General features: G+C 67.2%; 22 protein-coding genes. 7 read left to right on the plus strand and 15 right to left on the minus strand.

From position 1 onward, the window contains the following. Positions 1-181 precede the first annotated feature (181 nt). The 3 genes from A7X12_RS02375 to A7X12_RS02385 are packed head-to-tail and all read right to left on the minus strand — an operon-like array spanning position 182 to position 4,604. Entirely contained in the window at positions 182-1,705 is a 1,524-nt protein-coding gene (locus A7X12_RS02375; protein WP_064310054.1) for an ABC transporter permease/substrate-binding protein, read from the minus strand. Next, positions 1,702-2,469: an ATP-binding cassette domain-containing protein gene (locus A7X12_RS02380; protein ID WP_064310055.1), complete on the minus strand. Its 768-nt coding sequence runs from the start codon at positions 2,467-2,469 to the stop codon at positions 1,702-1,704. Before A7X12_RS02380 ends, A7X12_RS02375 begins: the two co-directional genes overlap by 4 nt. Before the next feature lie 32 nt (positions 2,470-2,501). Then, positions 2,502-4,604 (minus strand): PAS domain-containing sensor histidine kinase, encoded by a 2,103-nt coding sequence (locus A7X12_RS02385; RefSeq protein ID WP_157105480.1) that lies wholly within the window; start codon positions 4,602-4,604, stop codon positions 2,502-2,504. Positions 4,605-4,779: 175 nt separating this feature from the next. Here A7X12_RS02385 and A7X12_RS02390 point away from each other — a divergent pair, with 175 nt between their 5' ends. Next, positions 4,780-5,142: a response regulator gene (locus tag A7X12_RS02390; RefSeq protein ID WP_064310057.1), complete on the plus strand. Its 363-nt coding sequence runs from the start codon at positions 4,780-4,782 to the stop codon at positions 5,140-5,142. 42 nt (positions 5,143-5,184) lie between these two features. Here the strand turns inward: A7X12_RS02390 and A7X12_RS02395 are convergent, their stop codons facing one another. The 9 genes from A7X12_RS02395 to A7X12_RS02435 are packed head-to-tail and all read right to left on the minus strand — an operon-like array spanning position 5,185 to position 13,849. Beyond that, on the minus strand, positions 5,185-6,858 hold the full coding sequence (locus A7X12_RS02395; protein WP_064310058.1) for a GMC family oxidoreductase: 1,674 nt from the start codon (positions 6,856-6,858) through the stop codon (positions 5,185-5,187). A 32-nt stretch (positions 6,859-6,890) separates the two neighbouring features. After that, positions 6,891-7,736: a sugar phosphate isomerase/epimerase family protein gene (locus A7X12_RS02400; protein WP_064310059.1), complete on the minus strand. Its 846-nt coding sequence runs from the start codon at positions 7,734-7,736 to the stop codon at positions 6,891-6,893. Beyond that, complete coding sequence (locus tag A7X12_RS02405) at positions 7,733-8,296, minus strand: gluconate 2-dehydrogenase subunit 3 family protein (protein ID WP_064310060.1); 564 nt, start codon at positions 8,294-8,296, stop codon at positions 7,733-7,735. The genes A7X12_RS02400 and A7X12_RS02405 overlap by 4 nt, the downstream gene beginning before the upstream one ends. After that, positions 8,293-9,123 carry a 3-keto-disaccharide hydrolase gene (locus tag A7X12_RS02410; protein WP_064310061.1) on the minus strand — a complete coding sequence of 277 codons (831 nt, stop codon included), beginning with the start codon at positions 9,121-9,123 and terminating at the stop codon, positions 8,293-8,295. Before A7X12_RS02410 ends, A7X12_RS02405 begins: the two co-directional genes overlap by 4 nt. 14 nt (positions 9,124-9,137) lie before the next feature. Further along, the gene (locus A7X12_RS02415) at positions 9,138-10,040 is read right to left on the minus strand and encodes a hydroxypyruvate isomerase family protein (RefSeq protein ID WP_064310062.1); all 903 of its coding nucleotides are present in this window, start codon (positions 10,038-10,040) and stop codon (positions 9,138-9,140) included. Then, positions 10,037-10,402, minus strand: coding sequence for a c-type cytochrome (locus A7X12_RS02420; protein ID WP_064310063.1), 366 nt, complete (start codon positions 10,400-10,402; stop codon positions 10,037-10,039). The genes A7X12_RS02415 and A7X12_RS02420 overlap by 4 nt, the downstream gene beginning before the upstream one ends. Then, positions 10,399-11,544 (minus strand): Gfo/Idh/MocA family protein, encoded by a 1,146-nt coding sequence (locus A7X12_RS02425; protein ID WP_064310064.1) that lies wholly within the window; start codon positions 11,542-11,544, stop codon positions 10,399-10,401. The genes A7X12_RS02420 and A7X12_RS02425 overlap by 4 nt, the downstream gene beginning before the upstream one ends. Next, positions 11,541-12,605: a sugar phosphate isomerase/epimerase family protein gene (locus A7X12_RS02430; RefSeq protein WP_064310065.1), complete on the minus strand. Its 1,065-nt coding sequence runs from the start codon at positions 12,603-12,605 to the stop codon at positions 11,541-11,543. The genes A7X12_RS02425 and A7X12_RS02430 overlap by 4 nt, the downstream gene beginning before the upstream one ends. Then, positions 12,602-13,849, minus strand: coding sequence for an MFS transporter (locus A7X12_RS02435; protein ID WP_084444982.1), 1,248 nt, complete (start codon positions 13,847-13,849; stop codon positions 12,602-12,604). Before A7X12_RS02435 ends, A7X12_RS02430 begins: the two co-directional genes overlap by 4 nt. 126 nt (positions 13,850-13,975) lie before the next feature. On the opposite strand from A7X12_RS02435, the gene A7X12_RS02440 reads away from it, so the two are divergent. The 4 genes from A7X12_RS02440 (at position 13,976) to A7X12_RS02455 (ending at position 19,152) form a co-directional block, all read left to right on the plus strand. After that, on the plus strand, positions 13,976-14,983 hold the full coding sequence (locus tag A7X12_RS02440) for a LacI family DNA-binding transcriptional regulator (protein ID WP_064310067.1): 1,008 nt from the start codon (positions 13,976-13,978) through the stop codon (positions 14,981-14,983). Positions 14,984-15,048: 65 nt separating this feature from the next. Then, a complete protein-coding gene (locus tag A7X12_RS02445; RefSeq protein WP_064310068.1) occupies positions 15,049-15,990 on the plus strand; it encodes a VOC family protein in 942 nt (313 codons plus the stop codon). 81 nt (positions 15,991-16,071) lie between these two features. Then, positions 16,072-17,157, plus strand: coding sequence for a helix-turn-helix domain-containing protein (locus tag A7X12_RS02450; RefSeq protein ID WP_064310069.1), 1,086 nt, complete (start codon positions 16,072-16,074; stop codon positions 17,155-17,157). 537 nt (positions 17,158-17,694) lie between these two features. Then, complete coding sequence (locus A7X12_RS02455; protein WP_064310070.1) at positions 17,695-19,152, plus strand: carbohydrate porin; 1,458 nt, start codon at positions 17,695-17,697, stop codon at positions 19,150-19,152. 49 nt (positions 19,153-19,201) lie between these two features. Here the strand turns inward: A7X12_RS02455 and A7X12_RS02460 are convergent, their stop codons facing one another. From A7X12_RS02460 to glpK, 3 genes are all read right to left on the minus strand, one after another. After that, entirely contained in the window at positions 19,202-19,687 is a 486-nt protein-coding gene (locus tag A7X12_RS02460; RefSeq protein ID WP_064310071.1) for an SRPBCC domain-containing protein, read from the minus strand. Next, positions 19,668-20,030, minus strand: coding sequence for an ArsR/SmtB family transcription factor (locus A7X12_RS02465; protein WP_064310072.1), 363 nt, complete (start codon positions 20,028-20,030; stop codon positions 19,668-19,670). The genes A7X12_RS02460 and A7X12_RS02465 overlap by 20 nt, the downstream gene beginning before the upstream one ends. Before the next feature lie 209 nt (positions 20,031-20,239). Beyond that, the gene (glpK, locus tag A7X12_RS02470) at positions 20,240-21,724 is read right to left on the minus strand and encodes a glycerol kinase GlpK (RefSeq protein ID WP_064310073.1); all 1,485 of its coding nucleotides are present in this window, start codon (positions 21,722-21,724) and stop codon (positions 20,240-20,242) included. A gap of 113 nt (positions 21,725-21,837) precedes the next feature. Here glpK and A7X12_RS02475 point away from each other — a divergent pair, with 113 nt between their 5' ends. Together A7X12_RS02475 and A7X12_RS02480 are read left to right on the plus strand one after the other, a co-directional pair. Then, entirely contained in the window at positions 21,838-23,364 is a 1,527-nt protein-coding gene (locus A7X12_RS02475; RefSeq protein WP_064310074.1) for a glycerol-3-phosphate dehydrogenase, read from the plus strand. Further along, complete coding sequence (locus A7X12_RS02480) at positions 23,364-24,146, plus strand: DeoR/GlpR family DNA-binding transcription regulator (protein ID WP_064310075.1); 783 nt, start codon at positions 23,364-23,366, stop codon at positions 24,144-24,146. The genes A7X12_RS02475 and A7X12_RS02480 overlap by 1 nt, the downstream gene beginning before the upstream one ends. Positions 24,147-24,217: the final 71 nt, after the last annotated feature.

Here is a 24,217-nt window from a genome sequence, read left to right on the forward strand (position 1 = left end):
CGGGGTGCATCCCGCAGCGAACGTCAGCGAGCCTGCAATCGCCGTGGCCTGTAAGAGGCGATCCTGGCCGGTCCGCCGACCGTGATAGCCGCACCGAGCGACCTCCGCAGCAACCGCGCCGTCCGGCAGGGAGCCTGCGCGGCCCTGGGACGGGCGTGCTGCCTCCGCCGCGATCCCCCGATCAGCGTGGGAGCGTCCGCGCGAGCCATCTGGCGGCGGCGTCGGGGGTCTGCTTGTCGGTGTCGCGGTCGACCATATAGTTGGCCTCGCGCATCCGCTCGACCGGAATGGCGCCGATCAGCGGTCGCAAGGCAGCCTGGAAATGCTGGTCACCGGAACGCCCCGGCGAAACCAGCAGGATCGCATCATAGCCGGGAATCGCGCCCTTCGGATCCTTGAGGACGGTGAGGTGCTGCGCGGCGATGCGGCCATCGGAGGAAAAGGCCGGGATCACGTCTGCCGCGCCGCTGGTCAGCGCCCGGTACATGAAGGTCGGTTGATAGGGATGCGCCTCGGCGAAGCGGAGGCCATAGGCTGCCTGTACGGCCTTCCATTCGGAGCGTTCGAGAAACTCGATGTCGGTCGCCAGCTTCAGCGAAGGCGCCACCCGGGCAAGATCGGCGATGGTGGCGATGCCGCGCCGCTTCGCATCGTCGCCGCGCATCACGAACGCATAGGCATTTTCGAACCCAAGCGTTCCCAGCAGCGTGACGTCGTTCGTCCGCTTTGCCCAGTTCGCCACGCCGCGAACCATGGCAGCGCGCGACGGCACGTCGGTGCGGCGCATCTGGTTGGTCCAGATCGTGCCCGAGTAATCGACATAGACGTCGATCGCATTGCTCGTGAGCGCGCCATAGGCGACGCCCGAGCCGAGCCCCTCGCGATACCGCACCTGATACCCCGCCGCTTCCAGCCGCGCGCCGATGAGACGGGCGAGGATATATTGCTCCGAAAAGCCCTTGGCCCCGATCGTCACCGTGCCGCGCGGTGCCGGCCAGGCAGGGGCGAGTGCCGCCAGCGCGCCGGCGGCTAGCAGGCCGAGGCTCAGCCACACCACGCCGCGTCGCCGGCGCCCGATGCCCCATTCCGCCAGCCCGAGCAGCGCATCGACCGCCAGGGCGAGCGCCGCGGCCGCGAGGCAGCCGACCAGCACCAGCGTCCAGTTCTGGGTCTGGAGCCCGGCGAAGATCAGATCGCCAAGGCTCGGCTGGCCGACCGTGGTCGAGAGTGTCGCCGCGCCGATCGTCCAGACGGCGGCGGTGCGGATCCCCGCCATCACCACGGGTGCGACCAGCGGCGCCTCGACGATGCGCAGCCTCTGCCAGCGCGTCATGCCCACGCCGTCCGCTGCCTCGCGCACCGCCGGATCCAGCGTGACGAGACCGGTGACGGCATTCCGCAGGATCGGCAGCAGCGCGTAGAGCGTGAGCGCCAGCAGCGACGGGAGGAACCCTAGCGCCGGTATCCCGCCGCCCACCAGCGCCGACAGCGAGAGCAGCAGCGGGTAGAATAATGCGAGCAGCGCGAGGCTGGGAATGGTCTGGATCAGGCTGGCGAGCCCGAGCGCCACCCGCGCGACACCGCGGTGCCGTGCCGACAGCACCGCGAGCGGCAGGCTGACCGCGATGCCGAGCAGCAGCGCGGCAAAGGCGAGCAACAGATGCTGCGCCAGCAATTCGGGCACACGGGCGAAGGCAGCCGTCATCGGGCGAGCGCCGCCAGCCGCTCGGCCTGTTCGCGCGGCACCGCCACCAGCGCGTCGGCGGCCGGGCCGCCCTCGCCGGCGAGCAACGCGCGCGGGGTGGCGTCGCCGACGAGCTTTCCACCCTCCATCACCAGAATGCGATCGGCGAGCAGCAGCGCTTCGGCCATGTCATGGGTGACGAGAATGGTGGTGAGGCCCATCGTTTCGTGCAGCGCGCGGATCGCCTTGCCCAGCGCGTCGCGGGTGACCGGATCGAGCGCGCCGAACGGCTCGTCCATCAGCAGAAGCTTCGGGCTGGTGGCGAGCGCGCGGGCGACACCGACGCGCTGGCGCTGGCCGCCCGACAGGGCATCCGGCATGCGCTGGGCCATGGATTCCGGCAGGTCGACCAGACGAAGCAGCTCGGCAGTGCGCGCATCCCGGTCGCGCAGCCCCGCCAGCCGCAGCCCGATCGCGACATTCTCGCCGACCGTCAGGTGCGGGAACAGGCCGACATTCTGGAAGACATAGCCGATGCGGCGGCGGAGCAGGGGGGCGGGCTCGGCATCGACCGGAACGCCATCGATGGTAACACGGCCCTCGCTCGGCGCGATCAGCCGGTTGATCATCTTCAGCAGGGTCGACTTGCCCGATCCCGAGGCGCCCACCAGCGCAACGAAGCTGCCGCCCGTGATGGTCAACGATATGTCGTCGACCGCCCGCACGCCCCGCGCGTAGGATTTGCCGACGCCTTCAAGGGCAACGCTGCGCAAGGGATCCGGCATCCGCGCGGTTGTGCGGAATGTTGCGGCAAAGGTCAAAGGTGGTGCGCGTCCGGCTCCGAGCTCTCGAGATGTGGGATGGCCAGAACGAAGCGCGCGCCGCGGTCCAGCGCCCTCGCACGGATGGTGCCGCCATGCGATTCCGCGATCGAGCGGCATACCGCCAGGCCGATGCCCATGCCGCTGGGCTTGGTGGTATAGAAGGAATCGAACAGCCGATCCGCATCGTCGGGCGCGAAGCCGGGCCCGGTATCATCGACCGTCAGCGTCACGAAATCGCCTTCGCGGGCGGTGACGATCTCGATCCGGCGTTCGGCGGCCGGAATATCCTGCAAGGCCTGGATCGCGTTCAGCACGAGATTCACGACCACCTGTTGCAGCTGGACCCGGTCGCCCGAGGCGCGCGGCAGGTTCGAATCGAGCCGCAGCTCGAGATGGACCTGGCCCTGCTTCAGTTCGTAGCGGACAAAGGGCAGGGCTTCGGACACCATCGAATGCAGTGACAGCGGTTCGCGTTCGGGTGCGATCGGGGCGACTACCGATCGGATGCGGGCGACGATGTCGGCGGCGCGCCGCGCGGCCCCCAGGCTGCGATCCGCCAGCGAGCGGAGCAGCGGCAGCTTGGGCTCGTCGCGGTCCAGCGTGCGGATCGCGGTGCCCGCATTGGTGATGATCGCCGACAGCGGCTGGTTTATCTCGTGCGCGACCGATGCGACCAGCTCGCCCAGCGTGGCGATGCGGGAGGCATGGGCGAACTCCGTGCGCAGCACTTCCAGCCGTTGCTGTGCCTCCAGCCGCTCGCTGATGTCGATGACCCCGCAGAGGACCGGGCGATCGGGCCGGCGTTCGGGATCGGCCCAGAGCGTGATGTTCACGTCGATCTCGCGCCCGTCCGGTCGCCGGAAGCGATGGTCCTGCGGCGCGATCGTGCGCCGATGAAGGCGGCCGTTCACGGCATGGGCGACAATGGGCCAGGTATGGGGCGGCCAAAGCCAGCCTACGCCCTGCGGCTTGATATCTTCGGGCGCGAGGCCGAAAATCTCCATCGCGCGCTGGTTGATGGCGCCGACCCGCATGGCATCGACTATTTCCTGCATCCGCACCGGGTCGCCCAGCAACAGGCTTTCCAAATCGACCACGCCGTCGTCGCGGTAGCGCGCGATCAGCGGGTCCGCCTTGGAGAAATCATATTCGAGCAAGCCGATCGACATCGCGTCGAACAGCCGTCGGAACTTCTCCTCGCTGCGCTTGAGTTCGGCAAAGGCGTTCTTCTGGTCGCGCACGTCGACGATACCGACGATCATAACGCCCCGCTTGGCGCTTTCGGGGGACCATGCGACGGTGAACAGCGTGTCGATCAGCGCACCGTCCAGCGCGCGAAGCCGCGTTTCGCAGACATAGTGCGGCTTCTTTTCCATCACGGCGATCAGCGCGCCGACATAATCCGGGATGCTCTCGTCCGGCCAGAGACGGCTGCTCCGCATGCCGGTGAGGTCGGCAACCTCGGTGGCGCCGAACAGCTTCACCGCAGCGGCGTTGACGTCGACCACATCTTCCAGATCCATCAGCGCGCGAACGCGGGCGGGATCTTCCAGCAGATAGGCGCGCAGGTCGGTCACGCCGCTGTCGCGCACGCGCTTCAGCGCATCGCCCACCTTGCGGAAGTCGGTCTCGAAAAAGCTGACGGCCAGCGCCTGGAACAGGTTCTCGTAGCGATAGGTCGCGCCGCGAACTTCCCGCCGAAGACGCTCCAGTTCGGGCGCGGCGCGGCTGGTCTCGATGATCTCGCGCAGTGTCCCGTCGCCGTCCCGAACGGCTGCCCAGCGCAGCTGGACGAGAGCCGGACCGTCGACCGTCCGCCGGACGACATCGCCGACCCAGTTGTCCGACGCGTCCAGGCGAAGGTCCCAATCTTCGCTGCGGTCTTCCAGCAGCACGGCGAAGGCCTGGCCCAGTGCGGCGGCTCGGCTCGCACCGTAGAGCCGCTGGGCTGCGCGATTCCAGCCAAGGATCCGGCCCTGCGGATCGAAACGGGCGACACTTTCGTTCAGCAGCTCGTACGGGTCGGATAGACCGGTTGCCGAGGCGAAATTGCCAGCCGGCGAGACCGATCCCTCCATGACATCATGTTTCTTCACCGTAGGAACGAATCCGGGAACGCAGGGCGCCAATGCCGCTACACTGGTTTAGCCTCGACTGTCGCAAAAGCCTACCCTTCGTTCAGGCATGGCGCCCCTACCGCGGTATGCTTGTGTCGATATGGAGGCGCCTTCACAGTTGCGGACGGAATAGTCGCGACGGAGGATTGCTGGCGTGAGCGTCCAATCGCTCGTGGCTGTGGTGGATGATGACGAGGATGTGCGGCTCTCGCTCGAGATGCTCGTGGACAGTGCCGGGCATGCGGCGGTGCTGTTCGAATCCGCGGATGCGCTGCTTGCGCGCGACGATCTCTCCGGCTTCGATTGTTTCATCAGCGACGTACAGATGCCCGGCACCGACGGCATCCAGCTGGCGCGCCGGTTGCGCGCGGCCGGATGGGCGCCGGTGATCCTCATCACCGCCTTTGCCAGCGAGGATGTGGAGCGACGTGCGCTGGAAGCCGGGGCCTCCCGGTTCCTCGCCAAGCCGTTCGACCCGGACGCGCTGTATGACGAGCTGCACAGCCTGCTTGGGTAACGGCGGGGCAGGGCGCGGCGCGATCCGCGCCCTGCTGCCGGTTCAGCCGCGGAGCTGCTTCACCGCATGATCGGCGGCGCGCATCGTCAGCGCCATGAAGGTCAGCGACGGATTGACGCAGGAGACGGAAGCCATCTGCGCGCCATCGGTGACATAGAGGTTCGACGCGTCATGCGCCTGACTGAAGCCGTTCAGCACCGAATTGCGCGGATCGGCACCCATGCGCGCGCCACCCATTTCGTGGATGGCATCGCCGGGGACGTGCTCGCCCTCGTTGCTCGTAACATTCTGCAGGCCCGCGGCGCGGAGCATCGCTTCGCCCTGGACCTTGGCGTCGGCGATGAGCTTCAGCTCGTTTTCGCGGAAGGTGACGTCGAAGCGCATCAGCGGCACCCCGAAGCGATCGACCTTGCTGGGGTGCAGCGAAACGCGATTGTCCTTGTACGGCAGGCACTCGCCGAACGCGCCCATGCTGAAGCGCCAGGGGCCATAGCGGCGCATCCCGTGCTTCATCTCGGCACCGAAGCCCACCGGCGCCGCCGGCACGCGCCAGGCACTGCCCTGATAGCCATAGCCGCGCTTGAAGCCCACGCCTTCCTCGCCGCCGATGTTGCGGAAGCGGGGAATGTAGACGCCGCCCGGCCGCCGGCCATATTCGATGAAGTCGGTCATGCCCGGAATCTCCCCGTCGATGCCGACGCGGAAGATATGGTCCATGACATAGCGGCCTAATGTTCCGCTGCTGTCGAAATGGCTGCGCTCGCTGCCCGCCGGACGCGAGTTGAGCAGGATCTGGTTCGATCCCATCGCCGAGGCGCAGAGGAAGACGAGGTCGGCATTCACCACCTGCGCCTGCCCGCTCTTGGCATCGACGTAACGGACGCCGGTGACGCGCTTCTTGGTCGCGTCATATTCGAGGTTGGTCACGACCGCGTCCGACTGGAGCGTGAGCTTGCCCGTGGCACGCGCGGCGGGGAGCGTGACGGCCTGGGTCGAGAAATAAGCTCCGAACGAGCAACCATTGCCGCACTGGTTGCGGAACTGGCATTTGGTGCGGCCCTGGTCCGGCTTGTCCTCGGTCATGTTGGACAGGCGCGTGTTGATCAGCTTGCGGCCGGGGAACTTGGATTCCAGCCGTTCCTTCAGCCACTTCTCGGCGATGTTCATCGGCATCGGCGGCTGGAAGTTGCTGTCCGGCAGATAGGGGAGGTTCTCGCGCGAGCCCGAGACGCCGATATAGTCCTCGACCTTGGCGTACCAGGGTGCGAGGTCGTCATAGCCGATCGGCCAGGCGCCATCGATGCCCTCGCGCTTGTTCGCCTCGAAATCCTCGGGGCTCCAGCGGAAGCTCCACCGTCCCCAGATCAGCGACTTGCCGCCGACGGCACCGGGGCGGATCCAGTAGAATTTGCTTCCCTCGTCATAGGCATAGGGGTTCAGCCGGTCGTTATTGTAGAAGCCCATGTTGCTGGGCTGCACGTAACCGCGCTTGGCGATGAAATAATCGCTCTCCTGCAGCGGCTTGGGCATGATGTTGCGGGCGGGCACGTCGAATGCGGGCTTGCCGTCATACGGATAGCCCTCGCCATGCTCGACCATGCGGCCGCGATCGAGCATCAGCACGCGCAGCCCCTTCTCGGTCAGTTCCTTGGCGGCAAAGCCGCCGCTCACGCCGGAGCCGATGACGATCGCATCGAACCTGTTGGTAGCAGCCATTTCGTTTCCCTCTCCCAGGGAGTGTTGTCTGGTCAGAAGCGCAGTGCTTGCAGCGTCTTGAAGCTGGTGGTGATGTCCGGAAGATACGGCGCGGGCGCCTGATCATTCTCGACATAGAAGTGGCGCACGCCCGCGCTCGACGGACGCTTGAACAGCGCCGCGAAGTCGATCGTGCCGGTGCCCACCGCCGACATGCTGCCGTCGGCGCGCATGTCCTTGACATGATAGGCGTAGACTCGCTTGTTCAGGCGGTCGACCAGCTGCCCCAGGTCCTGGCCGGCGTGCTTGGCCCAGTAGAGATCAAGCTCGACCTTCACCAGCGCGGGATCGGTTTCCTTCAGGAACCGGTCGTAGAGGCTGACGCCGCCGGGCTTGATGGTGAACTCGAAATCATGGTTGTGATAGGCGAAGCCGAAGCCCGCCTTCTTCAGCTCGCGCGCGAACTTGTTGAAGTTGGGCAGCGCGGCGTTCCAGCCCGCTTCCGTGCGATGTTCGTCCGTCATGTACGGCAGCACCACGGTCTGCGCGCCGAGCGCGCGCGCCATCGCCACGGACTTGTCGAACTGGCCGAGCAGCGCGTCATAGCCGATGTGGAGCGAGGGACAGCGCAGGCCGGCCTTGTCCATTGTCCGGCGCAGCATCGCCGGGTCCATGCTGTCATAGCCGCCACCGCCGAACTCGATCTCGCGATAGCCGATCTTCGCGATCGCATTGAGCGTGCCGACGGGATCCTTCTGGAAGATGTCGCGCACGGTATAGAGCTGGATGCCCACGGCGGGGATCTGCGCGGCATAGGCGTGGGGGATCAGGCGATCCATCAGCGCGAGGGCGGTGACGCCGCCCGCACCGGCGAGCAGGGTACGACGGGTGATCATCATGCGCTGTACACCTTGTTGACCTGGGAATAGGGGAAGGCGCCGTTATATTCGCCCGGCACCGGCAGATATTCACGTTCCTGGGTGATGCCGATCTCCGAGGTATAATACCCCGTGATCACCAGCTGGCGGAACGCTTCGAAGAAGGTCTTGCCGCCCGCGATCTGGCCGTTCATCGCCAGGGTGAGCAGCGCGTCCTGTTGCGTGGGCGTCGCCTTGGCAGCGGCGACCTTGTAGTCCTGCTGCGACCGCGCCTCGATCGCATCGAGCCCGGCAAGGATCGGCACGCGGTCTGCCGGCATCGCCCAGTCGGCGAGCAGCTTCTCGATGAAGGCGGGTACCCCGGCGGCGATCGCGCCCGGCGTGTCGGTGGTGGGGATCACCCGCTCGCTCAGCGCGGTCATCAGCGCGCGCTGGGCGGGATTGAACACGGCGACGCTGGGCGGCCCGTCCGGGATCATCTGCGTCGCGGTCATCTGCGCGGCGCGGGCGATGGGGGCGAACACGCCCGCCCCGAACAGGGCGAGCACACCGGTCAGCGCGGCGCGGCGGTCGATGTTCATTTGCGGTCTCCCGGAAGGTCCTGGGCGATCGCGGCCTCGGGCAGCGGGCGCACCCAGATGTTGCGGAACGACACCGGCGAGTCATGGTCCTGCAGCTGGATCGGCAGGGCATCGGCATGCGCGGTATATTCGGCGATGTGGCGCCAGTTGGTGGTGCCCAGCATCGCCTGGTGGTTCTGCACGAGCACGCCGTTGAGGAACGCCGTGATATAGGCCGGGCGCAGCAGCTTGCCGTCGGCGGCGAAGCGGGGACGCTCGAAGACGATGTCGTAGCTCTGCCATTCGCCGGGCTTGCGCGACGGGTTCACCAGCGGCGGCTTCCAGCCATAGACGCCGCCCACCGTGCCATCGGCATAGGTGGGGTTCTGATAGCCGTCGAGAATCTGGATCTCGTAGCGCTGCATGAACCAGATGCCGCTGTTGCCACGATCCTGCGAACTCTTGGTCGGCGGGTTGGGCGAGCGGAATTCGAGGTGCAGCTGGACGTCGCCGAAGCTCTGCTTGGAGATCAACGCATTCTCGCCGCCGCTGCTCGCGCGGGTCGGCACGGTGAGCACGCCGTTCGCCACCGGCCACAGCTTGCGCTGCGCCGTCCATGCGTCGAGCGAGCGGCCGTCGAAGAGCACGATTGCATCCGAGGGGGCGCCACCGGGCTGCGCTGCGGGGGTGACGACGGTCGGGTAAGGACGGTCCGAATCATGGACGTGCCAGTTCCCGCCCCCCGGCAGGATCGGGGTGTCCTTGAACCCCGGTTTTTCCTGTGCCGCAGCGGGCGTCGCGGCAAGCACCGCCAGACCCGCGAGCAGCACCTGTGTGCGTCTCGACATGCTTCTCTCTCCCCTCAGACGGCGTCGATCGTGCGATAGGCGGCGATCAGCCGCTCCTCGCCCGCGCGCCCCTTGACCGAATTGCCATGTTCCATGCCGATCACCCCGGCATAGCTTCGCCCGCGCAACCAGCGAACGATGTTCGTAAAGTTGATTTCGCCGGTGCCCGGCTCGTTGCGGCCGGGATTGTCGCCGAACTGGATATAGCCGATCTCGCTCCAGCAGGTGTCGAGCACCGGGATCAGGTTCCCGGACTGAATCTGCTCGTGATACAGGTCGGCGAGGATCTTGACCCCCGGGCTGTTCGCCCCGCGCGCCACCGCATAGCCCTGCGCGATGCTCTGCATGTAGACACCCGGATGGTTGGTGCGGGTGTTGAGCGGCTCCATCACCAGCGCCATCCCGTGCGGCGCGACCAGGTCGCCCGCGCGGCGCATCAGGTCGATCACCCGCGCGGTCTGGATGTCGAGCGGCACCCTGGGATCGAGGAAGCCGGTCACCACCGTCATGCGCGTGGCGTTCAGCCGCTTGGCGACATCGATCGAGGCGCGGATATCGGCCAGGAACGCCTCGCGCTCGGCGCCGTCGTTCGCGCCCAGAATCGGCCGCGACTGCCCCCATCTGGGCATCGAGGCGACGAACACGCCCATCGTCATGCCCCGGCTCGACAGCGCCTTGGCCATCGCCACCTGCTCGTCGACCGTCCGACCGGCCGCCTCATTGTCCTCCCAGGCGGTGAAGCCCTGGTCGGCGGCGAAGGCGATCTGCTCCAGACGACCGCCGCGGCTGGCGAAGCTGCCCTCGTGCGGCGCGAAATGGAGCGAGAAACGCGCCGCATTCGACTGGCCGCGCGCCGAGGATGCCACCAGGGGCATCGCCGTCGCGCCGGCCAAGACGGTGCGGCGCGTCACGCTCATTTGCCGCTCATCGCCTTCAGATAGGCGATGATCTGCTGGCGCTTGGCGGGATCCGCCATGCCGATCGGCATGCGGGTGCCCGGCACCTTCTTCATCGGCGCGGCAATGAACTGGTCGAGCGTCGCCGGATCCCAGGTCAGCTTGGAATTCTTGAGCGCCGTCGAATAGTTGAAGCCGGGCGCGGAGGCCGCCGGGCGCCCCACCACGCCGTTGAGATTGGGGCCCACGCCGTTCTTCCCGCCCTTCTCGACGGTGTGGCACGCCTTGCAGGCGGCAAAGGCGGGCGGGGCGGCAGTCTGCGCCCAGGCGGGCGCGCTCGCCGTCAGCGCCGCGGTTGCGGCAAGTGCCATCCAGAACTTCATCTACGCTCTCCGGTTACGATCTCGGTCCATTTGGTGTCGGCCTTCGCATTGGCGATCATCGCTTCGACGAAGGCCATCGTCCGCAACCCGTCCGCGACGCCCGGCACCTGCGCCGAATCGCCGCGAACAATGGCTGCGAACCCACGATAAAGATTTGCAAACGCTTCGATATAGCCTTCGGGATGTCCGGCAGGTGTACGGAGCAGGGGCGTAGTGCTCGCACCCAGGCCGGGGCCGCCCGCGCGGATCGTTTCGGCGGGGCGATCGAGCCAGCGCAGGGTGAGCGTGTTCGGCTCCATCTGCGCCCAGTCCAGCCCGCCGCGCTCGCCATGGATGCGCAGGCGCAGGCCGTTTTCCTCGCCTGCGGCGACCTGGGTTGCCTTGAGCGTGCCGCGTGCGCCGCCTTCGAAGCGAAGCAGCGCGCTGACGTCGTCGTCCAGGCGCCGGCCCGGGACATGCGTCGCGAGTTCGGCGGACAGCGTCTCGACGCGCAGGCCGGAGACCAGCTCGGCCAGATGGAAGGCGTGGGTGCCGATGTCGCCAAGGCAGCCGCCGAGGCCGGCGCGGGCCGGATCGGTGCGCCATTCGGCCTGCTTGTTGCCCTCGGTGTCGAGCGAACCGCTCAGCCAGCCCTGGATATATTCCACCTGCACGAGCCGGATCGCGCCGAAATCGCCGCGGGCGACGCGCGCGCGCGCCTCCTCGACCAGCGGATAGCCGCTATAGGTGAAGGCGAGGCCGAACTGCTTCCCGCTCGCCTGCGCCGCGGCGGCGATGGCGCGGGCCTCGTCGCCGTTCATCGCCATCGGCTTTTCGCAGAAGACGTGGAAGCCCGCGTTCAGCGCGGCGATGGCGACGGGGGCGTGGAGATGGTTCGGCGTGACGATCGCCACCGCGTCGATGCGCTCGCCTTCCGGCAGCGCGGCCTCGCCAGCGAGCAGCGCGTCATAGGTCGCATAGACCCGCGCCGGATTCAGACCGAGCAGGTCGCCGGTCCGCGCATTCTTGCCGGCGTCCGTGCTGAACGCGCCGGCGGCCAGCCGCCAGTCGCCGTCGAGCGCCGCCGCCATGCGATGCACCGCGCCGATGAACGCCCCTTCGCCGCCGCCGACCATGCCCAGTTTCAGCGGATGCCGGATCATGCGTCGCGGTTTCCCAACCCCAGCAGGGTGCGGATCGCATCCTTGTCGACACCGCTCGAAGCGAAATCGTCGAACGCGCGCTCGGTGACGCGGATGATATGGTCGCGGATGAACGGTGCGCCTTCGCGGGCACCGTCCTCGCTGTTCTTCAGCGCGCATTCCCACTCGATCACGGCCCAGCCGCGATAGCCATACTGGGCGAGCTTGCTGAAGATGCCGACGAAATCGACCTGGCCGTCGCCGGTCGAGCGGAAGCGACCGGCGCGATTCACCCAGCTCTCGTACCCGCCATAGACGCCGCTGCGGCCCGTCGGGTTGAACTCGGCGTCCTTCACGTGGAAGCACGCAATCCGATCGTGATAGCGGTCGATGAAGTCGAGGTAATCGAGTTGCTGCAGCACATAGTGCGACGGATCGAACAGGATACGCGCGCGGGGGTGATGGTTCACCGCCTCGAGAAAGCGCTCCCATGTCGCGCCGTCGTGGATGTCCTCGCCGGGGTGGATCTCATAGGCGCAGTCGACGCCCGCTTCCTCGAACACGTCGAGGATCGGCAGCCAGCGGCGGGCGAGTTCGGCGAACGCCTCCTCGACCAGCCCGGCCGGGCGCTGCGGCCAGGGATAGACATAGGGCCAGGCGAGCGCGCCCGAGAAGGTCGCGTGCGCCTTCAGCCCCAGCCGGCCGCTGGCGCGGGCGGCGAGCTTGACCTGCTCGACCGCCCAGGCCTGGCGCTCGGCCGGCTTGCCGTGCAGCTCGGCCGGCGCGAAGCCGTCGAACAGCGTGTCATAGGCCGGATGCACGGCGACGAGCTGGCCCTGGAGGTGCGTCGAAAGCTCGGTCGGCTGGATGCCGAACTTGTCGAGCCGGGCGCGGAGATCGTCGCAATAGGCCTGGCTTTCGGCGGCCTGGTGCAAGTCGATCAGGCGCGGGTCGCATGGAATCTGCACCCCGACATAGCCGAGACCGGCGGCCCATTCGGCCATGTGGTCGAGCGTGTCGAACGGCGCGGCGTCGCCGAGGAACTGGGCAAGGAAGATGCCGGGGCCCTGCATCGCGGTCATGCGTGCGTCTCCGTACGGTTATTTTTGAAGGTGAACTGGAAGAGCAGCGCGATCACCGCGGCGGCGATCGCCGGGTACCACCAGAGATGGTGCCAGTCGGCGACGGTCGCGTTGGCCGGCAGCTGGGCATAGAGCAGCCCGCCGATCTGCGAGCCGAGCAGCATGCCGACGCCATAGGTGAACAGCGTCAGCATGCCCTGCGCCTGGGCGTTGACCCCCTTGGGCGTGGCGATGGTGCCGGTGTAGATCGCGCCGGCGACGAAGAAGAAGTCGTAGCACACGCCGTGCAGCGCGACGCCGAGATAGATCGCCCAGATCCCCGCGCCGCCATCGCCGATCGCGAACAGGGCATAGCGCAGCGCCCAGGCGATCATGCCGACCAGCAGCAGCGGTTTCACCCCGAAGCGGCGATAGAGGAACGGCATCGAGAACATGAAGACCAGCTCGGACATCTGGCCGATCGCCAGCGTGCCGCCGACATTCTCGATGCCCGCCGCGCCGACATAGGGCGAGGCATAGGCATAGTACATCGCCAGCGGGATCGAGATCAGCGTGGCGCACAGGATGAAGATCAGGAACGAGCGGTTGCGCATCAGGCCGAAGGCTTCGGTGCAGAACACCTCGGCGGCCAGGCTCTTGCCCTGCGGGGCATCGGGCTGAACGTTCGGCAGGGTGATGCTGTAGAGACCGAGCGCGATCGAGACCACGCCCGCCACTTCGAAGATATGCGGGCTGGCCGAAAGGCCCGCCCAGCCGATGATCAGCCCCGCGACGATCCAGCCCAGCGTGCCGAACGCGCGGACGAAGGGGAAGCGATCGACCCGCTCGCCGAAGCTCTTGAGCGCGATCGTGTTCGCGAGGCCCACGGTCGGCATGTAGAGGATCATGTAGCCGAGCAGCAGCCAGACGAAGCTGGCGCCGTGCTCGGGGGTGAGCAGCGTCGGGAGAATGAAGAGCAGCACGCCGCCGACCAGGTGGAGCACCACCATCAGCATCTTGGGGCTGAGGAACCGCGCCGCTGCCATGCCGAGCAGGAAGGAGCCGACGATCGAGGCGATCGGGCCCACCGAAAAGGCATTGGCGATCAGGCTGCCGACGCCGACGGTCTGCATCACCAGGCCCAGCGTGACGTTCCACGCCCCCCAGACGAAGAACTGCATGAACATCAGGGCGCTAAGGCGACCCGTGAGCAATCCCGATACCGGCTGCGCGCCGTTCGCGACCAACCCTTCCGCAGCGACCATGCGCTTCCTCTCCCCCGTGCGGCTTTGCCGCTGTTCGACTCGCAGCCTATGCACACGGAGTAATGATGTAAAGGATTACATTCGCGGGGCTCGACACGGCTCGCCGCAAGGGACAAAGATACTTGCATGGCTACGATTATCGAGGTCGCCGCGGCAGCGGGTGTTTCCACCGCCACGGTCTCGCGCGTGCTAAGCCAGCCCGGGCGCGTGGCCGAACCGACACGGCGGCGGGTGCTCGAAGTGGTCGCGGCGCTGGATTATCGGCCGAACGTCGCCGCGCGCACGCTCCGCACGCTGCGCGCCGCCAAGATCCTGCTGACGGTGCCCGACATCTCCAACCCGTTCTTCGCCAGCGTCATTCGCGGGGCCGAGGAAGCGGCGCGCGATGCAGGCTATGCGGTGGTGCTCGGCGACACGCGGCACGACCCCGAGGTCGAGGATCAATATGCTGAAATGCTGTCACGCCGGGAGGTGGACGGCCTCGTCTTTCTGGGGCACCGGCTTCCCGCCAGTCTCGAGGCGCTGGTCGCGCAGCAGGGGGCATCAGCGCCGATCGTCAATGGCTGCGAATACAGCCCGGAGATCGGCGTACCGAGCGTCCATATCGACAATGCCGCGGGCAGCGCGGATGCGATCGAGCATCTCGTCGAGCTCGGCCACCACGCGATCGGCGTAATCACCGGGCCGCCGATCAGCCCGATCAGCCGCGACCGTCTGGCCGGCGCTTTGCGGGCGGCGGAGCGGCACGGGCTCAAGGATCGTCTGCATCTCCGCGAGGGCGATTACGGCGCCGATTCCGCCCACCGCGCCGCGCGGGCGCTGATCGCAGAGGGCGTTACCGCGTTATTCTGCTTCAGCGACGAGATGGCGCTGGGGGCGATCAGTGCGGTGGGGGCGGCGGGTCTGTCCTGCCCTGGGGATGTGTCGGTCATCGGCTTCGACGATCTCCCATTGGCGCGCTTCTTCCATCCGGCGCTGACCACCATAGCCCAGCCCAAGGGCATGATCGGCCGGCGCGCGGTGGAGCTGCTGGTCGGCATCCTTGGCGGCGATGCGCCCGTCGACCGTCAACTCACCCTGGCGCACGAACTGATCCGACGCGCCAGCACGGGGCCGGCGCCGAACAAGCGGTGACAGACCGCAGGCGCGTGCTATGCTGCTGGAAAGACGTGTGAAGCGTCGTCACCAGGAGAGACACGATGCCGATACACCGCAAGCCGCTGCCGCGGCGTTTCGCCGCCCTTGCCCTGATTGCGGCGACGACGATCGGGGCCGCTTCATCGCAGGCGGACCGTCCGCCGATCACCGGCATCTCCCACCTCGCGGTCTACGCGACCGACATGGCCGCGTCCGACCATTTCTACCGCGTCGTGCTCGGCGCACGAAAGGGTCTGGACCCCGAGGATTCGGCGGGCGTGCGCTACTATTTCAGCCCCCGGCAATTCGTGGAGGTGCTGCCGGCGCCGAAGGATCATGGGCCCAGCATGCTCGCCCATGTCGGCTATATCACCACCGACGCTGCCGGACTTCGGACGTGGCTTGGCGCGCATGGGGTCTCCAGGCTCACCCAGATTCAGCATGGGCCGGGAGGGGATCGATGGTTCGGCGGGCAGGATCCCGAAGGCAATGCGGTGCAGTTCGTCCAGCCGGGCAGCCGCGTCACTACGGCGGAGAAGGGCGCGATCAGCGGGCGCATCATCCATGTGGGCCATGCCGTGCACGATCGCGTCAAGCAGGATGGCTTCTATCGCACGCTGCTCGGGTTCCGCGCCTATTGGTTCGGCGCGTTCCATGAAGACAAGGTCGACTGGGTGTCGCAGCAGGTGCCCGATGGGCGCGACTGGCTGGAATATATGATGGTAGGGCCGGGCTCGGACGTCACGCTCGACAAGGTCGATGCACGGCAGCTCGGGGTTCTCAACCACCTCTCGCTCGGCGTCGTGAACATGCAGGCGGCGGTGACGACACTGTATCGTGAGAACCGGCTGAGCCCGCGCCACGATGGTCCGCAGATGGGCCTGGACGGCAAATGGCAGGCCAATTTCTACGATCCCGACGGCACGCGCGTGGAACTGATGGAGTTCAAGCCGTCTTCCAAACCCTGCTGCTCGGCCTTCACGGCGGAGAGTCCGGATCCGTAAGACGGCCCTGTGCGGGATCGAGACAGATGCACCCGCCACCCATATTCAAAACACAACGCCTGCGTTACAAATCCAAGGTACATGGCGGCAGTGCAGGAACAGCGTGATCGACAGCGCCGGGCGGATGCGGCCGGCGTCCCTTATTTCAACGTTTCGAACGCGCCGCCCGCGTTGCGGTTCGACGCGTATGCCGAATCCGTCGACCCGATCTTCGACACCCGGCGGGAAGGGGTGGAGTCGGATTTCAGCGTAGGACTGGACGGGTTCAACGCAGGTCCGGTGCTGATCGGCCGATCGCGCATGTGGGGGGCAACGTTCCACTATGACCGGAACGTCCGCAAAGTCGCGCGGACGGGCGTCGAGGCGGTGCTGGTGCAGATCGTCACCGGCGGTGGTGACGTGCGGCTGCACGAGGGGGAGGCGACGGTGACACGTCCCGGCGACATCTGCATCGCCGACATGACGCGCCCCTTTGCCACCCGCACCGATGGTTGCGAGAATATCAGCATGGTCGTGCATCACGGCGCACTGGGCCTGGATGAGCCGCGCCTCGATGGCCTGCACGGGCTGGTCCTCCGGCGCGAAACGCTCGCGGCACAATTGCTGGGCGAGCATGCCCGGATGCTGGTCGATCGGCTGCCCCATGCCCGTCCGGACGATGCGCTCGCGGTCGCACGGGCGACCGGGCTGATGATGGGCGGGCTGATCGCGCCGGCCGCCCAGGAAGGCGGGCAGCGCGCCTCGGTGGCGGTGGCGGCGCTGTTCCGGATCAAGCGCTTCATCCGCGCCAACCTTGCCCATCCCAATCTGGGGCCGGACATGGTTGCGAAGGCGATGGGTATGTCGCGCGCCTCGCTGTATCGCGCGTTCGCACCGCTGGGCACCGTCGGCGATTTCATCCGGCGGCAGCGGCTGAAACGGGTGTTGATCGAGCTGGGTGACCCGGCGGCGCGCGGCAAGTCGATCGCCGAGATCGCCTATGGCTGGGGGTTTGCCGATTGGTCCACCTTCTCGCGCGCGTTCAAGGCGGCGTTCGGTATCACCCCCAGCGAAGCGCGAGCGGGCGCAGGGTCGCTCCCGCCCGAGGCGACAGCGGGCGCGGGCGCGGGCGACGTGCTGCTGCCACAGTGGATCCGGGCCATGGAAGCCGTCCATCTGCCGGGATGAGGCATGCCCCGGCGGGGAAGCGCGCGGATCGCGTGTGGCGAACCGTCTCAAATGCGCCGCATATTTTCTCAGGCGTCGATTTCCGATGGCAGGCATGCGGTCTCGCTCCTAGTCGCCGCCCTGTTCCCAAGGGGAGGGATGACGCCCCGTCTGCCGGGAAGCTTGCAAGGCGGTCTGCGCGCTGATCGGGGGCTGCGCTACGCCGGCATTGCAGGGGGTCGGCGATCTTGTCGACGCCTCGGCAGGAGAGACGCGCGGCAACGGATCGGGCGGCGGGGGCCGTACGGTTTCGTGCCGGCATTGGCGTGTGACGGGCCGGCGGGGGGCGGCCCGTCAATACGCTGCGCACCGATGATGGAGGCGATGGCGGTGCGCCGCGCCTAACCCCAAGGTATAGGGGCCGCCGCGCCAGACTATGCGCTACCGTCCTGCCCTCCTATGCGGCGCCGTCGCCGGGGCGGTTTGCAGGGGCCGCGATGCCTCGCAACCAATTGGCCCCTCCGCACTTTGATGCGCCGCAATACAAAGGGAAGTACAATGAAGCGTGGGAGTTGGCGGGCGGGGAAGGGGGCCCTGATCGCGATCATGGGGTTGGGAATCGCCGTGCCGGCCTTGGCGCAGCAGGTCGATGTCGGGGCGCCACCGCCCCCAGCGGACGAACTCAACAAGCCGAAGCCGGACGCCACGCAGGAAGACGCGGGCTCCGGGCCCCGTGCCGATACCCAGCGCCGCGTTCGCAGCCATATGCTCCACCCGCGCGATCCCTCGCCTTCTTCGCTGGCCGGCGACACGCAAAGCGCGCCCCCGCCTGGGTTGATCGGCGACTGGCAGAAGATCCGCACCCGCATGGGCGAGCGCGGCATCGGCCTGTCGGCGCGCTACGCCTCCGAAACCGCCTATAACGTCACCGGCGGCGATCGCAGCCTGGTGGCGGAAACCGGCCAGTTCGATGTCGGTGCGCTGCTCGATCTCGACAAGCTGGTCAGCTGGGGCGGGGCGGCGCTGCAGGGCACGGTCACCTGGCGTCGCGGCATCGACCTGACCACCACGGCAGGCCTTGGCGCGCTGCAGCAGGTGCAGGAAGTCTATGGCCGCGGCCAGACCGTGCGCGTAACGCAGCTGTGGCTCCAGCAGAAGCTGGGCGAAAAGGTGGAAGTGAAGCTGGGCCGCACCAATCCGGGCGAGGATTTCGCGGTCTTCTCCTGCCATTTCCAGAATCTGAGCTTTTGCGGCGCGCAGCCGGGCAATCTCGTCGGCGACTATTGGTACAACTGGCCGGTCAGCCAATGGGGCGCCAACGTCCATGTCGACGTGGCACCCGGCGTCTATGTCCAGGGCGGTGCCTATGAGGTGAATCCGCGCAACCTGGAGAGCACCTTCTTCATCGGTCATTTCAAGGGCGCGACGGGCGTGCTGCTCCCCGCCGAGATCGGCTGGACGCGTGGCGGCGACAAGGGGAAGGTCGGCTCGTACAAGCTCGGCGGCTGGGTCTCGACCGCCGATGGCGACGATCTGGTGCTCGACGTCAACCGCCAGCCGCGCGCAGTGACGGGGCTGGCCCCGCTCCAGCATTCGAGCCGATACGGCGTGTTCGCCAGTGTCCAGCAACAGCTGACCGGTACCTCGAAGGACGGGCGGTCGCTGACCGGGTTCAGCATGTTCGCCAACGTCACCTTTGCCGATCGCGCGACCTCGCTGACCGACAACCAGGTCTCGGTCGGCCTGTTCTACAAGGGCCTCGCGCCGAGCCTGCCGGGCGACGTGATCGGGCTGGCGGTTGCGCGGACCAACGTGAACGGTCGGATCGACACCGCGGATCGCCTCGCCGGCAAGCCCGCGCGCGACGCGGAATATGCGGCCGAGCTCTACTACAGTGTCTCGCCGACCGAGTGGCTGGTGGTGCAGCCGAACGTGCAGTGGATCCACCAGCCCGGCGGGGTGAAGAACGCCAAGGATGTCGGCGTGCTCGGCCTTAAGTTCGCGCTGACGTTGTGAGCGGCAACTAAGCCCCTCCCCTTCAGGGGAGGGGCTTGGAATTAAACAATCAGCCCGCCAGCACCGCAGCCAACTGCTCGAACTGCTCGGCGATTCCGCCCTCCATCCCCTCGAAGGCTTCGTCGAGCGCCTCCTTCGAGCCATGCCGGTCATGATAGGTCACCAGCGTCTTGCCGTCGCTTTCCTCGAAGGTGACGGTGGTCAGCGCGCCGTCGGTGCTCTCCTCGTTGGTCCAGACGATCTTCTCGTTCGGCACTACCTCGACATAGCGGCCGAAAAAGGCGTGCACCGGCCCCTCGTCCGCGCCGAATTCGAGCCGGTAGCTGCCGCCGGTGCGCACATCCATTTCACAGGTCCGCAGGCGGACGGGCGCCGAGGCGGGCACCCACCAGCGGCGGAACAGCTGGGCGTCGCTCCACGCCTGGAAGACGAGCCTAGCGGGGGCATCGAAGGTTCGCTGGACGACCAGGTCCACGTCCGAGGTACGCTCCACCTTGGTCCGCGACGTCGCCGCGTCATGCATGCTCAGGCCCATCCGACTGCTCCTTGCGTTTGCGTTCCTCTACGATTCCGTCCAGCGCGTCGAACCGCGCGTCCCAAAGTTGCTGTATTCCATCGATCCAGCCGGCCTCGGCGCGCAGGCCCTGGCCGGCCAGCCGACAGGTCCGCACCCGCCCGACCTTCTCGGTGGTGACGAGCCCCGCCTGTTCCAGCACGCCGATATGTTTCTTCATGCCGGTAAGGGTCATGCCGAAGGCATCGGCGAGTGCCGAGACCGAGCTTTCGCACCGTCCGAGCCGCTCCAAGATGCCCCGGCGCGTGGCATCGGCGAGCGCGGCGAACGAAGCATCCAGCGCGGCACTGCTATACTGAACCATCTGGTTCAGTGTTAAGAGGAATCGCGGGGAAAGGCAAGTGGGGTGACGATAATAGCCCCTCCCCTTCAGGCGCATCAGGTAAACAGCGCGGGGCGCTGTTTACCTGATGCGGGGTTGGGGTGGGCCAGTGCCTCACCGAGCCCGGCAGATGTTCTGGAATCCCACCACCCCAACCCCTCCTCCAGGGAGGAGGGGTTTGACAGGGGATATCACCCCAGCGTCCGCCGCAAGGCGTCGTGCCACCCCGCCAGCAGCGTGGTCCGATGCCCGGCTTCCATCGCCGGCTCGAAACACGCCTGGCGCGACCAGATCGCCGACAGCTCGTCCAGCCCCGACCACAGCCCCACCGCCAGCCCGGCATGGAAGGCCGCCCCGCGTGCCGTTGTCTCCAGATCGTCCGGCCGCTCGACGGCGACGTCGAGAATGTCGGCGAGGAACCGGCACAGCCAGTCGTTGGCCGCCATGCCGCCATCGACGCGGAGCATCGCCGGCCGCACGCCGCCGTCCTGCACCATCGCCGCGACGAGGTCGTAGGTCTGATAGGCCACCGCCTCCAGCGCGGCGCGCGCGAGATGGGCCTGGGTGGCGCTGAGCGTAAGCCCGAAAATGGCGCCGCGCGCTTCCGGATCCCAGTGCGGCGCGCCGAGGCCGACGAACGCGGGGACCATGTAGACGCCGTGGCTGTCCGAGACGCGTGTCGCCATGTCGTTGGTCTGGCGGGCATGGGTGATTACGCCGATGCCGTCGCGCAGCCATTTGATCGCGGCACCCGCGACGAAGATCGAGCCTTCCAGCGCATAGGCGGTGCGGCCGTTGATCCGGTAGGCGGGGGTCGTGAGCATCCGATGCTCGGACGCGACGGCCTTGTCCCCGGTGTTGAGCAGCAGGAAGCAGCCGGTGCCATAGGTCGACTTGGCGGTACCCGGCGCGAAGCAGCATTGGCCGAACAGTGCCGCCTGTTGGTCGCCCGCAATCCCGGCGATCGGGATCGACAGTCCGAAATATTCCGGATCGGTGGCGCCATAGACATGCGCGTTGTCATGCACCTCGGGCAGCAGCGCCATTGGAATGCCGAACAGGCGGCACATTTCCGCATCCCAGGTGCCCGTGTGGATGTTGAACAGCGACGTGCGGGAGGCATTGGTCACGTCGGTCGCATGCACCGCGCCCTTGGTCAGTCGCCACAGCAGGAAGCTGTCGATCGTGCCGAAGGCGAGTTCGCCGCGTTCCGCCCGCGCCCGGGCGCCTGGCACATGGTCCAGGATCCAGCCGAGCTTCGTCGCCGAAAAATAGGGATCGACCAGCAAGCCGGTGCGCGCCCGAACCTCCGTCTCGACGCCCTCGGCCTTCAGCTCCGCGCAGCGGTCGGCGGTGCGGCGGTCCTGCCAGACGATCGCGCGGTGGATCGGTTCGCCGGTCGCCCGGTCCCAGACCAGGGTCGTCTCGCGCTGGTTGGTGATGCCGATCGCAGCGATGCTCGCCACGCCCACGCCGCTTTTCAACAGCGCCTCCCGGGCCGTGGTGAGCGCGTCGCGCCAGATCGTCTCGGGATCGTGCTCGACCCAACCCTGATCGGGATAATGCTGCTCGAATTCGGTCTGGGCGGTGGCGACACGGCGGCCCGCCGAATCGAAGATCACGCTGCGCGTCGAGGTGGTGCCCTGATCGATCGCGAGAATGTGATTCCGGTGCACGCCGTCCCCCTCCTTGGTTTGTCCGACGCTCCTAGATTTTCGTTCGCGCGTCAACGCTTTCGTTTTGGTGTTCGATTTGCTATAAACGAAAAATAACGAACATGGGGCGAAGCATGGCGGCCACGGATTCCGACGAGCGTTTCGATCTGCTGGTGGTGGGCGGCGGCATCAACGGCGCCGGCATCGCGCGGGATGCGGCCGGTCGCGGCCTGTCGGTGCTGCTGGTCGAGAAGGAGGATCTGGCCAGCCACACGTCCTCGGCCTCGACCAAGCTGATCCATGGCGGCCTGCGCTATCTCGAATATGGCGAGTTCCGCCTGGTGCGCGAGGCGCTGATCGAGCGCGAGCGGCTATGGGGCATGGCCCCGCACATCATCTGGCCGCTCCGCTTCGTGCTGCCCCAGACCCAGTCGCCGCGCCCGGCCTGGATGGTTCGGCTCGGGCTGTTCCTCTATGACCATCTCGGCGGCCGCAAGAAGCTGCCCGGCACCGACACGATCGATCTGGCGCGTACGCCGTTCGGGCGCGGGCTGAAGGCGCCGGGCGGCAAGGCCTTCGTCTATTCGGATTGCTGGGTGGAGGACAGCCGGCTGGTCGTGCTGAACGCGATGGATGCGGCGGAGAAGGGGGCATCCATCCGCACCCGCACCGCCCTGCTCGGCGCGAAGCGCGAAGGCCGTGAATGGGTCGCGACCATCGCCGACGACGCGGGCGAGCGGACGGTTCGCGCGAAGGCGCTGGTCAACGCCGCCGGTCCCTGGGTGGCGGACGTGCTGGGCCGCGTGCCGGACGTGGTCGCCGATCGCGGGCTGCGACTGGTGAAGGGCAGCCACCTCGTCGTGCCCAAGCTCTATCCCGGCGATCACGCCTTCATGCTGCAGAACCCGGATCGGCGGATCGTGTTCACCGTGCCCTATGAGGGCAAGTACACGCTGATCGGCACCACCGACGAAGTGTGGGAAGGCGCGCCGGGCAAGGCGCAGATCAGCCCCGAGGAAACCCGCTACCTGCTGGATACCGCCGCGCGCTATTTCGCCCATGCGCCGTCCGAGAAGGACGTGGTGTGGAGCTATGCCGGCATTCGTCCGCTGTACGACGACAAGGCGGGCAATGCCTCTGCCGTGACGCGGGACTATGTGCTCGATCTCGACGGCGACGCGGACCGGGCGCCGATGCTGAGCATCTTCGGCGGCAAGATCACCACCTATCGAAAGCTCGCCGAGCACGCCATGGCCGAACTGGCGCCGTTCTTCCCCGGCGCGCGTGATGCGTGGACGGCGGGCGCCGTGCTGCCCGGCGGAGATCTGCCGGATGGCGATTTCGACCGCTTCGTAGCCTCGCTGCAATATGCGCGCCCCGGCATGCCGGCCGATCTGCTGCGGCGACTGGCCCGCGCCTACGGTACGCGGGTCCACGCCATGCTCGGCGATGCGATGACGCCGTTCGATCTGGGTTCTGATCTCGGCGGCGGGCTCACGGTGTGCGAGGTAGAGTATCTGCGCAACCGCGAATGGGCGGTCACGGCGGAAGACATCCTCTACCGGCGCAGCAAGCTTGGGCTTCATGTGCCCAAATGTACCGAGGCGCGGCTGGATGCCTATCTGGCGGGCGACACCCGGCGGACGGCACGCACGGCCTGATGGCCGAGGATCTCCCCGATCTGGTCGCGGGGCGTCACCAGCGTATCCTCGAACTCGCCCGTCGCACGGGAAGCGTCAGCGTGGACGCGCTGGCGGCGGCGCTGGACGTCACGCCCCAGACGATCCGTCGGGATCTCAACCAGCTCGCCAAACAGGCGATGTTGTCGCGGGTGCATGGCGGGGCGGTGGTTACCTCGGGCGTCGATAACCTTGATCGGGAGGCGCGGCGCCAGGTGGCCGCCGACGCAAAGGCGGCGATCGGTGCGGCCGCGGCCGCGCTGGTGCCGGACGGCGCCAGCCTGTTCATCAATATTGGTACGACCACTGAGGCCATCGCCCGCGCATTGGTCGGGCACCGGCATCTCCTGGTGGTGACCAACAACCTCAACGTAGCGGACATATTGGGCAATGTGCCGACCATCGAAGTGGTCGTGGCGGGCGGACGGGTGCGCGCGAACGACCGGGCGGTGGTGGGCGCGCTGGCGATGGACTTCCTGCGCGGCTTCAAGCTCGACTATGCGCTGATCGGCGCCTCCGCCATCGACGGCGAGGGGACGCTGCTCGATTTCGACATGGACGAAGTGCGGGTTTCCCAGACGATTATCGAGCAGGCGCGGACCGTGATCCTGGCGACCGACCAGACCAAGTTCGGTCGACCCGCCCCGGTGCGGATCGCCGAAATCGCGGTTGTTGATCATTTGGTCACGGATCGGCTTCTACACGCCGACATCGCCGCTGTCTGCGCACGGGATCAGGTGAAGGTCACCGAAACGGATGCTTGATTGGTCAGGCCAAAAGGCGCAATAAGGCCAGACGAAGTTTGGTCAAGGTGGCCGGGAGGGGCTGCCAGAGA

The organism is Sphingomonas sp. TDK1 (assembly GCF_001650735.1).
GTDB lineage: Bacteria > Pseudomonadota > Alphaproteobacteria > Sphingomonadales > Sphingomonadaceae > Sphingomonas.